General features: G+C 70.1%; 12 protein-coding genes and 1 tRNA gene. 8 read left to right on the forward strand and 5 right to left on the reverse strand.

From position 1 onward, the window contains the following. Positions 1–98: 98 nt before the first annotated feature. Together M1P99_RS10740 and M1P99_RS10745 are read right to left on the reverse strand one after the other, a co-directional pair. The gene (locus M1P99_RS10740) at positions 99–2,186 is read right to left on the reverse strand and encodes a PAS domain S-box protein (protein ID WP_304452508.1); all 2,088 of its coding nucleotides are present in this window, start codon (positions 2,184–2,186) and stop codon (positions 99–101) included. Positions 2,187–2,263: 77 nt separating this feature from the next. Beyond that, positions 2,264–2,596, reverse strand: coding sequence for a rhodanese-like domain-containing protein (locus M1P99_RS10745; protein ID WP_304452509.1), 333 nt, complete (start codon positions 2,594–2,596; stop codon positions 2,264–2,266). A 68-nt stretch (positions 2,597–2,664) separates the two neighbouring features. Between M1P99_RS10745 and M1P99_RS10750 the strand changes: the two genes are divergently transcribed. Next, positions 2,665–3,234, forward strand: a complete 570-nt coding sequence (locus tag M1P99_RS10750) for an SSI family serine proteinase inhibitor (RefSeq protein ID WP_304452510.1) — start codon at positions 2,665–2,667, stop codon at positions 3,232–3,234. Between the two features lie 188 nt (positions 3,235–3,422). On the opposite strand, the gene M1P99_RS10755 is transcribed toward M1P99_RS10750, so the two are convergent. The 3 genes from M1P99_RS10755 to M1P99_RS10765 all read right to left on the reverse strand — a co-directional run bounded on the left by M1P99_RS10755 (position 3,423) and on the right by M1P99_RS10765 (position 4,658). Further along, positions 3,423–3,686, reverse strand: a complete 264-nt coding sequence (locus M1P99_RS10755; protein WP_304452511.1) for a TfoX/Sxy family protein — start codon at positions 3,684–3,686, stop codon at positions 3,423–3,425. 88 nt (positions 3,687–3,774) lie between these two features. Then, positions 3,775–4,389 (reverse strand): TenA family protein, encoded by a 615-nt coding sequence (locus M1P99_RS10760; RefSeq protein ID WP_304452512.1) that lies wholly within the window; start codon positions 4,387–4,389, stop codon positions 3,775–3,777. Positions 4,390–4,575: 186 nt separating this feature from the next. Next, a tRNA-Leu gene (locus tag M1P99_RS10765) sits at positions 4,576–4,658 on the reverse strand. A gap of 235 nt (positions 4,659–4,893) precedes the next feature. Here M1P99_RS10765 and M1P99_RS10770 point away from each other — a divergent pair. The 7 genes from M1P99_RS10770 to pknB all read left to right on the forward strand — a co-directional run bounded on the left by M1P99_RS10770 (position 4,894) and on the right by pknB (position 13,995). Next, the gene (locus M1P99_RS10770; protein ID WP_304455656.1) at positions 4,894–5,655 is read left to right on the forward strand and encodes a DUF3662 and FHA domain-containing protein; all 762 of its coding nucleotides are present in this window, start codon (positions 4,894–4,896) and stop codon (positions 5,653–5,655) included. 228 nt (positions 5,656–5,883) lie between these two features. Continuing rightward, positions 5,884–6,450 carry an FHA domain-containing protein gene (locus M1P99_RS10775; protein WP_304452513.1) on the forward strand — a complete coding sequence of 189 codons (567 nt, stop codon included), beginning with the start codon at positions 5,884–5,886 and terminating at the stop codon, positions 6,448–6,450. Then, on the forward strand, positions 6,447–7,769 hold the full coding sequence (locus M1P99_RS10780; RefSeq protein WP_304452514.1) for a Stp1/IreP family PP2C-type Ser/Thr phosphatase: 1,323 nt from the start codon (positions 6,447–6,449) through the stop codon (positions 7,767–7,769). The genes M1P99_RS10775 and M1P99_RS10780 overlap by 4 nt, the downstream gene beginning before the upstream one ends. Positions 7,770–7,773: 4 nt before the next feature. Beyond that, on the forward strand, positions 7,774–9,192 hold the full coding sequence (locus tag M1P99_RS10785) for an FtsW/RodA/SpoVE family cell cycle protein (RefSeq protein ID WP_304452515.1): 1,419 nt from the start codon (positions 7,774–7,776) through the stop codon (positions 9,190–9,192). Continuing rightward, positions 9,189–10,655 (forward strand): penicillin-binding protein 2, encoded by a 1,467-nt coding sequence (locus M1P99_RS10790; RefSeq protein WP_304452516.1) that lies wholly within the window; start codon positions 9,189–9,191, stop codon positions 10,653–10,655. Before M1P99_RS10785 ends, M1P99_RS10790 begins: the two co-directional genes overlap by 4 nt. Further along, complete coding sequence (locus M1P99_RS10795; RefSeq protein ID WP_304452517.1) at positions 10,655–12,124, forward strand: serine/threonine-protein kinase; 1,470 nt, start codon at positions 10,655–10,657, stop codon at positions 12,122–12,124. Before M1P99_RS10790 ends, M1P99_RS10795 begins: the two co-directional genes overlap by 1 nt. Positions 12,125–12,204: 80 nt before the next feature. Beyond that, entirely contained in the window at positions 12,205–13,995 is a 1,791-nt protein-coding gene (pknB, locus tag M1P99_RS10800; RefSeq protein ID WP_304452518.1) for a Stk1 family PASTA domain-containing Ser/Thr kinase, read from the forward strand. Position 13,996 lies beyond the last annotated feature (1 nt).

The following is a 13,996-nucleotide window of genomic DNA, read 5'->3' on the forward strand; positions in this document are numbered from 1 at the left end:
TCTCGGTCGGTCCGGAACCCGCCCGAAGTGTGCCAGCGAATTCCACCAGGGGTGGAAATGCCCCGATCACCTCGGGGGGAAACCCACCAGGAGATGAATCACGGCCCACGACGGGCGCTCCGGCCCACGGATCGCTGGCGTGGCAGGGCTTCCGCGGCTTGTGGGAAGTTTGATGTTTCTTGGGGCGAAGGTTGCCCGTGGGACACCCGGGCGGGTGGCACGGGCGGTAACGGCACCTCCTCGGACGGGACCCGGCCGGGGCCCTCACGTGCCCCGCCGCGGGCACGCGCGTGACCGGGTGCCCGCACGTCGGCGGCCGCGTGCGCGGCGCCCGGAGCACCGTCGCCCTGCCGGGGCAGGGTCAGGCGCATCCGCGTCCCCCGCTCCCGCCGGTGCGCCGTGACCTCGCCGCCCTGTTCCCGCGCGAGCTGGCGCACGATGTAGAGCCCCAGGCCCAGACCGCCGAAACCCCTCCGGTCACCGCGCACCCCCGACTGCACGAACCGGTCGAAGATGCGGTCCTCGTCCCCGGGGACCACGCCCAGCCCCTCGTCGTCCACGAGCACCGTCACGTGCTCGCCCTCCGCCCGGGCACGCACGCGCACGGTTCCGCCCTCGGGCGAGAACTTGATGGCGTTGTCCAACAGCTGGTCCATGATGATGCCCGTGGCCAGCGGGTCCCCGACCGTGTGCCCGAGCTCGCCCTCGGCCTCCAGGGTCATGTCGTGCCGCTCCGAGAGCGGTTTGAAGGCGGTCACCGCCCGGCGCAGGAGTTCACGCAGGTCGAAGCGGACGCGCTTGACGTCGAGCTCTCCGCGCGCCACGTCCGAGCCCAGCCGGAGCCGGTCCACGAGCGTGGACAGGGTGGCCGACCGCTCCGCGATGGTGCCGACCGCCTCGCGCTGGGCCTCCGCGGAGAGCCGGTCCCACTTGCGCATCAGGGTGGTCGCGTACCCCTGGATGACCGTGATGGGAGTGCGCAGCTCGTGCCCCGTGGTGGCCAGGAAGAACTCCTGCTCGGTCTCCAGCGCCTTCTGCGCCGTGATGTCGCGGAAGTCCACCACCCACTCGTGCGTGCGCGGGATGCGGGCCATGAGGATCTCCAGCCAGCGCCCGTCCTTGAGCCGGTGCTTGATCGGCTCACCGTGCGAGGCGGGCAGGGGGAACGGCGGATGGCGGCCCTCGACCGCCTCCACCGGGTAGCCGGTGAGCTCGACGGCGGAGCGGTTCCACTTGCGGATGCGCCCGCCGAAGTCGAGGACGGCGATCCCGTCGGCGCTGGAGTCCGACACCGCCTGTTCGTGGACCCGCTGGAGGTTGAGCTCCTCGTAGGCCATCGCGTTGCCGATCGCGACCCCGGCGTGCGCGGCCAGCAGTTCGAGCAGCTCCAGTTCGACGTGGCCGACCCTGCGCTGGCTGTAGAGCGCGTACAGCGCGCCGTAGGGGCGTCCGTGCACGTTGGACACGCACAGGGCGATGGTGTGCAGCCCCGGCAGGTCCGCCCACACCAGGTCGTCCAGCGTGCGGGTGTCGTCGTTGGCCAGCAGGACCGACTTGCCGCTGCGCAGCAGCTCCCCGAACAGGCTGGTCTCCAGCGGCGCGCTGTACCCGTGGAGGTCGTCGGACAGGTCCGTGAGGCTGACCAGCTCGACCCGGTCCTCGTTGAGCAGCACGAAGCCGCCGGCGTCGGCACCGGTCAGCTCGGTGAGGCTCCCGGAGATCCGGTCGAGCACCGACTTCAGGCTGAGGTCGGCGTTGATGTCGGCGACCACGTCGGTGAGGCGGCGCACCAGCCGGGCCCGTTCCATGGCCGCGGACTGGACCTGGACCTCGTTCCACGGGGAGAGCGTCTGCACCCAGCCGATGTGCCCGCCGTCGCCGTCACGGGCGCAGCTGGTGTTGATGCGGACGTCGATGACAGCGCTGTCCTTGCGCACGCGACGCGTGAACACGGCCAGCGGACTCCCCGAGCGCACCTGTTCGAGCACCGCGCCGTGCTCGGCCGTCAGTTCGGCCGGGACGATCGGCAGCTCCCGCCCGATCACCTCGTCCTCGCACCAGCCGAACATGCGCTCGGCCGCCGGATTCCAGACGGTGACTCGGCGCTCGCTGTCGATACCGACCACGGCGTCCGCTGATGAGGCCAGCACGGCATCGGCGCTGAGGGGCGCGCGCTCGGAACTCACGACGTCATAGTGCCACCCGGAAGCGCCTCAGTGGCAGGGCTTTGCGCAATCCGATCGAATTCCTCGCCGTTCGGCGCTCACACCACGCGCGGTTCGGCGTCGGCCTCCGCCGTCATCTCACGCCCGGCGCGCTCCCAGGCGGCCATGCCGCCCGCGACGTTCACCGAGTCCCAGCCGGCCTGGTTCAGCGCCATGACCGCCTGGGCCGAACGGCCGCCGACCCGGCACACCACGTACACCTTGCGGTCCTTGGGCACCTCGCCCGCACGCCCGCCCAGATCACCGAGCGGGATGTGCACCGCGTCGGGCGCGTGACCGGCCCGCCACTCGTCGTCCTCCCGGACGTCGAGCAGGTACCCGCCCTCGGGCACCTCCGTGACGCCCGTCTCCGGGACTCCCCCACCGAACATTTCGCCCCCTGGTCGTCATTTCGTCGAGATGGATGGAACCACGCGTGCGGGGGGTTCGTCCAAACTGTATGGCTCAGCTCACCATCGCCACGGCCCTGCCGGCCCGCCTCGCCGCACTCGCAGCCCTTGGCCTGCTTATCACGGCCTGCGGCACCGAGCCAGACGAGGTGGGCACGGCCGCTCCCGAGGCAGAACAGGAATCCGCCTCTCCCTCCGAGCCGGACGAGGACGACCAGGAGGCGTCCCCCGAGCCGGACGACGACACCGAGGACTCCGACGACACCGAGAACACGACCCCCGCGGCCGACACGTCCCTGACGATCGAACGCACCCTCAGCGACGACGACGCCCTCTCCCCCGAAGCCGGTTACGAGGAGGGCGTGTGGTCGCTCACCTGTGACCCCGTGGGTGGAGACCACCCCGAGGCCGAAGCGGCCTGCGCCGAGATCGCCGAGGTCGGCACCGAGCCGTTCCTCATGGACACCAGCGACATGATGTGCACGATGCAGATGGGCGGCCCCGAGGTCGTCATCGTCACCGGCCACATCGGCGACACCGAGATCGACACCGAGTTCAACAAGGTCGGCGGTTGCGAGATCGACCGCTTCGAGACGGTCACGACCGTCATCGCCTTCTGACCCCGCCCGGGAGGGGCCCGTCCTCAGTGGTCGGACCGGCCCCTCCCGGGCCCGGACTTGTCGGTCGCCACTCCGTACACCCACGTGGAGAAGGCGCTCTCCCCGCGGAACCGGTCGGATCGGACGCGGCGGCGCCCCGGGGTGTGAGCGCTGACGAGGGGTCGGTTTCCGGGATCCCGGCGAGGGACTCAGTCCGCCGGGCCCCGTTCCACCTCGGCCAGGACCTCGGCGCGGACCTGCGGCGGCAGCGCGCGCCAGTCGATGTCCAACAGCGCTCCCTCCATGGCCCACAACAGGTTCCTGCTGAGCCCGGGCACACCGGAGTCGCGGAGCCGGCGGTAGGCCCCGGCCGCGCCCACCTCCGCCAGGTCCTCGGCGGTGCGCACCCCGACCGAGGCCAGCATGCGGGTGCTGGCGGGACCCAGGTTGCGGAGTTCACTGATGCCGTCCATACGGCCATTGTGTCCGCGGCCACCGACCGTCGGGCAGGAGGGGACGGGCGGCGGACGCGGAGGCCCTGAGCGCGCCGGGGCACCGGTGTCAGGACGTGTAGGGCGTGTCCCAGAAGGCCACCTCGTGGCGCATGCCCTCCAGGAAGAAGCGCTCGGCCCGCTCGGGGTCCGGTTCGGCCTCCTCCAGCCGACGGCCGTAGTGCTCGGTCAGCCGGGTGAACTCCGGGTCGGCGTAGGTGTCGACCCAGCGCGCGTAGCGCGGGTCCGCCGGGCGCGACTTCGCCAGTTCGAGCCCGAGCGTGTTGTAGCCCCACATACAGGGGTACACGGCCGCGAGCCCGTCCCTGTAGTCGGCGGCGGCCTCCATCAGCCACGAGGTGTAGGCCGCGCACGCCGGGCCCTTCTCCTTCGTGGTCAGGTCCGCGCCGAACTCCCCGGAGAGCGAGCGGTGCAGCTCCAGCTCCTCGTTCAGGGTGCTGTGCGCGATCCCCACCAGGTCGGCGAGGTGGTCGTCGGGCGCCTGCCACGCCAGGCGGGAGAACGCCCGCGCGTAGTCGAGCAGGTAGAGGTGGTCCTGCTCCAGCCAGTAGCGGAAGGCCCGCTCGTCGAGGTCGCCCCGGGCGATGCCGGCGACGGTCGGATGGGCCAACTGTTCGGCGACCAGGGGCCGCCCGATCTCATGGAGTCGTTCGATGGTGCTCACGTGCGCAGTGTGCCATCCGCCCGCCGTCGTGCCCAGGGCCAGGTCGGCCCGCCGCCACGCGCGGGAGGAGAGGCCGCGTGACCGGTTCCGGCCCCGGTTCGGGCGACCGGAACGTCCGGAGACCAGAGGCCCCGGACAAGCGAAAACCCGGTGACGATCGCTTCACGATCTCCACCGGGTATCTTGTGGGCGAGGAGGGATTTGAACCCTCACATCCTTTCGGACACACGGACCTGAACCGTGCGCGTCTACCGTTCCGCCACCCGCCCGGGTGAACTGCATCCAGTTGTATGGCCAGGTGATCCGCCCTTGTGTGGGCCGTTCGCCTGGCGACATGGATAAGGCTAGCACGGTCTGAACGCGGCTCGCACACTCGTTTCGGTCGACCTCGAACCGGGCTCTACAGGGCCCTTCCCGGGGGTGCACATGAAACCAGGGGCACCCCGACCCGGTTACGATCGTCTACACATATGGAGTGGAGTACAAGGGAGGTACCTCGTGGGAGTGCTCCAACGCTTCGAGCGCAGGCTTGAGGGCATGATCGAAGGCACCTTCGCGATGGCCTTCAAGTCCGAGCTCCAACCGGTCGAGGTGGCCAGCGCAGTCCAGCGTGAGATGGACGAACGGGCCGCGATCGTCGCCCAGGGCCGCACACTGGTCCCGAACGACTTCATCGTCGAACTCGCGTCCAGCGACAAGGAGCGCCTGGAAGTCTACGCAGACAGCCTCGGCCAGGAGCTGTCCAAACTCGCACGCGACTACGCGACCGAACAGGGTTACTCCTTCGTCGGTCCGGTGCGCGTGCACTTCAGGTCGGACGAAGGGCTCAAGACCGGCCGATTCCGCATCCGGTCCGGCGTCGTGCGCGGCACCATGGTCGGCAAGGACGGCGAGGTGCGCCAGCCCGTCGGCGACCCCGGCGCCTCCGCCGGACCCCGTCAGGCCGGCCGCCCCCGGCTGCTGATCTCCCCCGGCGGGGCCACCGCCGAGGGCAGCATCGCCAGCCACGGCATGCAGCAGTCCTTCGAGCTGACCACACCGGTCACCCTCATGGGCCGCGGCACCGACTGCGACCTGCGACTGGTGGACAACGGTGTCTCCCGGCACCACGTCGAGATCCGACTGGACGGCGACGAGGCCATCCTCGTGGACAAGGGGTCCACGAACGGGACCTTCGTCAACGGCCAGCAGGTCAGGCAGGCCCGGCTCGTCGACGGCACCAGGATCAGCCTCGGCCGCACGACCATGACGTTCCGCCGCGACTAGTGCGCGCCCGCGCATCGCGCCGATCAGGCCCGGCAGGACCGCAACCAACGCCGTCTTGTCGGCGTCTGAACGGTCGATAGTTCCGAGACAGGTGGAATAGGAGCCTGCTGTCGGATATCCGGTCGGGACGGTAGTCTCCGCGAAGACCTGACCGATCTGGCACGAGGACCGCGCCTGGCGGCGCGGTCCGGCAGACTCGACGACTCACCGACCGAAGGTGGGGCAGACATGGTGGCGGCAGCGACCGCCACCCCGGCCGAAGCACGACAGGGGCTGAAGAGCAGTTCGATGTCCAACTTGACCCTCATACTGATCAAGATCGCGTACCTCGCGGTGCTTTGGCTGTTCGTCCTCATGGCGGTCGGCGTTATCAGCACGGACCTCTTCGGCGCCAAGAAGAAGGCCAAGAAGAAGAAACCCCGCCCGCGGCCGCGCACCGCCCCGCCCAGCAGGGCCGCCGCTTCTGAGTCGCCCAGGCCGCGTCCGCAGCGCCAGCGACGCAACGAGCCGTCCGTCCTGGCGGTCACCCAGGGACCGCTCACCGGGACCACGGTCGACCTCGCCTCCCAACCCATCCTCATCGGACGCGCGCCCGACTCCACCCTGGTCATCACGGACGACTACGCGTCGGGCCGCCACGCGCGCGTCTACGCCGACAACGGCCGCTGGTTCGTGGAGGACCTGAACTCGACGAACGGCACCTACCTCGGCCAGCAGAAGCTGAACCGCCCTCAGCCCATCACGGTGGGTCAGCCCATCCGTATCGGCAAAACCGTCCTGGAACTGCGCAAATGACAATCGCTCTCCGATACGCGGCGTACTCCGACGTAGGATGCCTCCGCGAAGGCAACGAAGACTCCGGCTACGCCGGCCAGCACCTCCTCGCGGTGGCCGACGGCATGGGCGGTTACGCCGGCGGCGAGGTGGCCAGCTCCATCGCGATCGCCTCGATCCGGCGTCTGGACTCCGAGACACACGAGACCGACGAGATGGCCGAGGCGCTCCAGCGCGCCGTCGAGCAGGCCAACGCCTCCCTCTCCCGGCGGATCATGGCGGAGCCCCAGCTGGAGAACATGGGCACCACCCTCACGGCCATGCTCTGGTCCGGCCCCAGGGTCGCCCTCATCCACATCGGCGACTCACGCGCCTACCTGATGCGCGGATCGCGGTTCGAACAGATCACCCACGACCACACCCTGGTGCAGACCCTCGTCGACGAAGGCAAGATCACCGAGGAAGAGGTCGCCACCCACCCCCAGCGCTCGCTCATCCTGCGCGCGCTGGACGGCAAGAGCCCGGTCGACCCCGACATCTCCATCAGCGAGGCCAAGGTCGGCGACCGGTACATGCTGTGCTCGGACGGCCTGTCCGGCGTGGTCAGCAAGAAGACCATCCACGAGACCCTGGCCACCGAGACCGACCCGCGGGCCGCGGCCAAGAAGCTCATCGACCTGGCCAACCGCGGCGGGGGACCGGACAACATCACCGCGGTCGTCGCCGACGTCATCGAGACCGACACCGACCGCGAGGGACCCACCTCCACCGCGCAGGTGGTGGGCGCGGCCGACCAGCGCCCCGCCACCGTCGCCGAGCCGGAGCCCGACACACCCGCCAGACGCGCCCAGGAGCTGCGCGTGGGCGGCGACACCGCCGAGATGGACCCCGTCCGCGACGACGTTCCCGATCCGGCCTACGACGACCGGTACGACCAGTCCTACGACGACTACGAACCGGCCGGCCGGCGCCGACCGGAGCCCGAGACCGAGTACCGCACGCGCCGCTGGTGGCCGATGGTGCTGGTCTTCGTCGTCATCGTCGGCGCCGTCGCCGCGGGCGGCTACTACTTCGGCCGCCAGTACGTGGAGAGCCAGTACTACATCGGCCCCTCCCCCGACGGCGAGACCGTGAGCGTCTACCAGGGCATCGACACCGACATCGCGGGGATCAGCCTCTCCGAGGAGATCGAGCCCACCGACATCCGGCTCGACTCGCTCACCGACGGCGACCTCTCCGCGGTGGAGAACACCATTCCCGTCGACAGTCCCGAGACGGCCGAGACGCGCATCGAGGAACTCGGCGCGAGCCGGTCCGGGGACACCGAGGAATCGGGGTGACCGCATGACCGCCAACGCCACGGAGGCCCCCGACGACGCCCCCACCGCGCTGCCGCCGGTCAAGCGGCGCAACGCGGAACTCGGCCTCATCGGCCTCACCGTCCTCATCACCATGGGCGCGATCGCGACCGCGGGCCTGAACCTCAACGGCCAGGTGCCCGGAGCCATGTGGGGCTACGGCCTCACCTTCGCCGTACTGTCCCTGGCCACCCATGTCGCCCTGCGGTTCATCGCGCCCTACGCCGACCCGCTGATCCTGCCCTGCGCCCTGTTCCTCAACGGCATCGGTGTGGCGATGATCTGGCGGCTCTCGGCCGCCGAATCCGGCAACATCGAGCACGCCGGCGTCGACATGCAGCTCATCTGGACCGCGATCGGCATGTCGCTGTGCATCGCCCTGCTGTTCTTCCTGCGCGAGCCGCGCGTCCTGCAGCGCTACACCTACGTCAGCGCCCTGGTCGCGATCGTGCTCATCGCGCTGCCCATGGTCCCGGGCCTGGGCATCAGTGTCTACGGCGCCCGCCGGTGGATCGGCTTCGGCCCCTTCTCCGTGCAGCCGTCGGAGTTCGCCAAGATCGCCCTGGTCGTCTTCCTGTCGTCGTACCTGGTGACCAAGCGCCAGGTGCTCTCGCTGGCGGGCAAGCCGATCAAGATCGGCCGCTTCAAGCTCCTGGACCTGCCCCGCGCCCGTGACTTCATGCCGATGGTGGTCGGCTGGGTCGTGGCGATCGGACTGCTGGTCGTCACCAAGGACCTCGGTACCTCACTGCTGCTCTTCGGCACCTTCCTGGGCATGCTCTACGTGGCGACCCAGAAGTCGTCGTGGGTGACGATCGGCCTCACGGTCTTCATCGGTGCGGCGGCGCTGGCGATGCAGATCTTCTGGCACTTCCGGCAACGCGTGGACATCTGGTTCCACGCCTTCGACCCCGAGGTCTACGACCGCGTCGGCGGCAGCGCACAGCTCGTGCAGGGGCAGATCGGCATGGCCTACGGCGCACTGTTCGGCACCGGGATCGGCGGCGGCCAGGCGCACAACATCTTCGCGGCCGACAGTGACTTCATCCTCGCCTCACTGGCCGAGGAACTCGGGCTGACCGGCCTCATGGCCGTGCTGATCGTGTTCTTCATCCTGATCGAGCGCGGCATGCGGATCGCTCTGGCCTCCCGCGAACTCTTCGTCAAGATGCTCGCGAGCGGCCTGTCCTTCGTCATGTGCTTCCAGATCTTCGTGGTTCTGGGCGGCCTGACGCGCATCATCCCCCTGACCGGTATGACGACGCCCTTCCTCGCCGCGGGCGGATCCGCGCTCATGGCGAGCTGGTTGATGATCGGCCTGCTCCTGCGCATGAGCGACAACGCCCGGCGCCCGGCCCCGCAGGCGATCCAGGACGAAGGGGCCACCCAGGTGATCCGACGATGAACACACCGATCCGACGCCTGAGCGTCTTCTCCATGCTCCTGTTCGGCGCGATGATGATCAACCTGACCTGGATCCAGGGGTTCCGGGCCGAGGCGATCCGCGAGGACCCGCTGAACCGGCGCCAGTTCAGCGAACGGCTCAGCGAGCAGCGCGGGCCCATCGAGATCGCGGGCGAGAACGTCGCCTACTCGGAGGACATCTCCGATGAGGGCGACAGCCAGCCGGTGTTCCAGCGCCGCTACGAGGGCGGACCGGTGTACACCCCGGTCGTCGGCTCCTTCCGCAGCTACGGCGCGTCCGGGATCGAGGCGACCGAGAACTCCCTGCTCGACGGAACCGACGACCGCCTCGCCGTGCGCAACTTCCGCGACATCCTCACCGGCCGTGAGCCCGAGGGCGCCCGCGTGCAGCTGACGATCAACCCCGAGGTGCAGCAGGCCGGCTACGACGGCTTCGAGAACCTGGGGATGAACGGGGCCGCCGTGGCGATCGAGCCCGAGACCGGAGCCATCCTCGGTTCGGTCTCCTACCCGTCCTACGACGCCAACGACGTCGTCAGCATCACCGACCCCCAGGACGCCGTCGACAACTTCGTGGCGATGGAGGGCGACGAGGACAAGCCGCTGCTCAACCGCGCCTTCAACGAGCGCTACGCCCCCGGTTCGACGTTCAAGGTCGTGACCGCGGCGGCCGCCATCGAGACCCTGGGCGCCACGGGCGACTCCACGATCGACGCCCCCGACGTCCGCGAGTTCCCGTCCGGGCCCGTGCTCCCCAACGCCACACCCGGCGGCACCTGCAACGGCGGGCAGCCCGACACACTGGCGCACTCCATCCAGATCTCGTGCAACACCTCCTTCGCCAACTGGGCGATCGACGTCGGCGGCGAGGCCCTGTCGGAGCAGGCGACGGCCTTCGGGTTCAACCCCGCCGAGGACGAGGAGCTCCGGGTGCCGATGTCGGTGACGCCGAGCCTGGCTCCGGTGGAGCAGGACGAGAGCATCCTGGGCCGCGCGGGCATCGGCCAGTCCAACGTGGAGGCCACGCCGCTGCAGATGGCGATGGTCGCCTCCGGGATCGCCAACGACGGCGAGGTCATGCACCCCTACCTCGTCGACACCGTGCGCGACGCCGACATGTCCGTGGTGACGCAGACCAGCCCGGAGTCCTACAGCCAGGCCGTCGAGCCCAGCACGGCGGACATGCTCACCGAGATGATGGTGGGGGTCACCACCCCGCCCGACGGATCCGGCCTCAACGGCGCGATCCAGGGCATGGACGTGGCGGGCAAGACCGGTACCGCCGAGAACGGCACCGACCGGACCCACAACTGGTTCATCGGCTTCGCACCCGCCGACGATCCCCAGATCGCCGTGGCGGTCGTGATCGAATTCGGCGGTGGCAGCGGTGGCTCGCTGGCCGCGCCGATCGCGCGTCAGATGATGGAGGCAGTGGTTCTGTAGTGAGCGCCGACGAACCAACTCCCCGGAACGGTCCCGATGAACTCATCGGGACCGTTCTGAGCGATCGCTACCGCCTGGAGGAGCAGATCGGCTCCGGCGGCATGGGTACGGTGTGGAAGGCCACCGACACCCTGCTCAACCGCCCTGTGGCGGTCAAGCTGCTCCACCTGTCCCAGATGGCCGAGCCGACCGCGCGGCAGCGGTTCCGCACCGAGGGCCGGATCACGGCCGGGCTCTCCCATCCCGGCATCGCCCAGGTCTACGACTACGGCGAGGAGGACGGCCGGGCGTTCCTGATCATGGAGCTGGTCGTCGGCGAACCGCTCTCGCAGGTCCTGCGCGAACACGGCCGACTGACCCCCGACCAGACCCTGGACTTCCTGTGCCAGGCCGCCCAGGCGCTCGCGGCCGCGCACTCCCGTGGCGTGGTGCACCGCGACATCAAGCCCGGCAACCTCCTGGTGACGGGCGACGGGCAGCTCAAGCTGACCGACTTCGGCATCGCCCGAGGCGACATGTCCGTCACGCTCACCCAGACCGGCATGGTCATGGGCACCGCGCAGTACATCTCTCCCGAACAGGCCCTCGGTCAGCCCGCGAGCAGCGCCTCGGACCTGTACGCACTCGGTGTGGTGGCCTACGAGTGCCTGGCCGGCACCCCGCCGTTCACCGGTGACAGCCCGGTGGCCCTGGCACTCGCGCACACCCGCGACGAACCGCCGGAACTGCCCGACCACGTGCCCGTCGAAGTCGACGACCTGGTGGCCGCGCTCCTGGTGAAGGACCCGGCGGAACGCCCCGCGTCCGCCAGCGAGGTCGCGCACATGGCCGCCGTGATCCGCTCCGACGCCGGTACCGGGCCGCCGACGCCGTCCACCGGGTTCTCCCCGGTGGCCCCGACCGCCGTGGTGGGCGCGGTGTCCGGGCCCTCCAGCGGGGCCTCGCCGCGTCGAACCGCCGGTCAGCCGACCGTATCCCCAGGCCAGGTGGACGACTCCGCTAGGCTGGGCCCGGCGCCCGGTCGGCGCTCGCGGCTTCCCGTCATCGTCGCCGCGGTGGCCGCGACGATCCTCATCGCCGGCGCGGTCCTCGCAGGTTTCATGTGGGAACCGAACCCGGACACGGAGACGGCACGGGACACCGTCGACACACCGGCGACGGTGGAGTCGACGCCGTCCGACACCCCCAGCGAGGAGGTGGAGGAGACGGACGGAGGCCATGTGGAACCCGAGTACGAACACACCCCCGAGTGGAACGAACCGCCGACGGAGTCCGAGGCACCCACCTCCCCCGAGCCGACCGATCCGGCGGAGGAGCCCACCGACTCCGGGGGCGACGACGGCACGGGCGACGGTGAGCCCAGCGAAGACACGACGACCCCGCCCCCGCCCGACGATGACGACGGGGACCCGCCTCCCGAGGGCGGCGGTGACGGTACCGGGGGCGACAGTGGAGAGACCGAACAGTGACGAGGCCGTGAGCGGGCACCGCTCAAGGTAGGAGGTCGCCGGCGAGCGGCTTCCGGAAGACACGAGGATCAGTACACGACATGTCCCAGCCCCGGCTCCTCGGCGGCCGCTACGAACTCGACACGGTGATCGGGCGCGGCGGCATGGCTGAGGTTTTCCGCGCCCGCGACCTGCGACTCGACCGCCTCGTGGCGATCAAGACCCTCAGGCACGACCTGGCCCGGGACCATGTGTTCCAGGCCCGGTTCCGCCGAGAGGCCCAGTCGGCGGCGTCCCTGAACCACCCCGCGATCATCGCCGTCTACGACACCGGCGAGGACATGGTCGACGGGGTGTCCATCCCGTACATCGTCATGGAGTACGTGGAGGGCCGGACGCTCAAGGAGCTCCTGGACGACGACCGGCGCCTCGTTCCCGAGCGCTCGGCGGAACTGGTCGACGGCATCCTCAACGCGCTGGAGTACAGCCACGACAACGGGATCGTCCACCGGGACATCAAGCCCGCGAACGTGATGCTGACCCGCAACGCCGAAGTGAAGGTGATGGACTTCGGCATCGCCCGGTCGATGGGCGACGACCAGGCCACGATGACCCAGGCGTCGCAGGTCATCGGCACGGCGCAGTACCTGTCACCCGAACAGGCGCGCGGCGAGCGGGTGGACCCGCGCAGTGACATCTACTCCACCGGCTGCGTGCTCTACGAGCTGCTGACCAGCCAACCGCCCTTCACCGGCGACTCCCCCGTCTCCATCGCCTACCAGCACGTGCGGGAGGAGCCGGTCCCGCCCACCGAACTGGACCCGCAGGTCCCGGACTGGCTGGAGGACATCACGCTGCGGGCCCTGACCAAGGACCGCGAGGAGCGCTACCAGAACGCCGCCGAGATGCGCGCGGACATCCAGCGCGGCCTGGCGGGGATGCCCACCCAGGCGGGCACCATGGCGATGGCCGAGGCGGGCGCGACGACCACGCTGCCGCCCGCGGACGGCTATGACGACTACGACGACGGTTACGACGACTACGACGACCGCCGGAAGGGCGGCGCCGGCAAGGCGGCGCTGTGGGTCCTGCTCGCCGTCGGCGTGATCGCGTCGCTGGGGCTGGCCTACTTCCTCATCAGCCAGGGAACGGCGAACGAACCGGAAGTGCTGGCGGTGCCCGACGTCACCGGCAGCGCCGAGGAGGAGGCCCGCGCCACCCTGGAGGAGGCGGGCTTCACCAGCATCACTACGGAGAACCGCGAGAGCGACGAGGAACCGGGGACGGTCGTGGAGACCGATCCGGCGTCGGGGACCGAGGTGCCGCTGGCCGAGGAGATCGTCCTGTTCGTCTCCACCGGCCCGGGAGCGGTCGAGATCCCCGACGTGGCCGGGCAGAGCCAGGCCGAGGCGACCGCGACGCTGAACGACGCGGGGTTCGCCAACGTCATCCCCGAGGAGCGGCCCAGCAACGACGTCGACCAGGGCACCGCGATCGGCACCGATCCGGGCGCGGGCGAATCGGCCGCCCCGGACGCCGAGATCACGCTGAACATCTCCTCCGGCCCGGAACAGGTGCAGATCCCCGACCTGCTCGGAATGACGAGGGAGGACGCCGAGGCGGCGCTGTCCCAGGAGGGGCTGACGGCCTCCTTCCAGGACCAGGAGGACGCGAACGCGCCCGCGGGGACGGTCATCTCGCAGGCCCCCGCGGCCGGCCAGTCGGTCAACGCCGGGACCACCGTGACGGTCACGATCGCCACGGAGCCCGCCCCGCCCGAACAGCCGACGGACACCGGGCAGCCCACCGACCCCGAGCCGCCGACCGACGGCGAGAGCCCGCCGGACGAGGGCGGGGACGAGGACGGCGGCCTCTTCCCTCCGGGAGGGTGAC

The organism is Nocardiopsis sp. YSL2, assembly GCF_030555055.1.
In the GTDB taxonomy this organism is placed as follows: Bacteria; Actinomycetota; Actinomycetes; order Streptosporangiales; family Streptosporangiaceae; genus Nocardiopsis.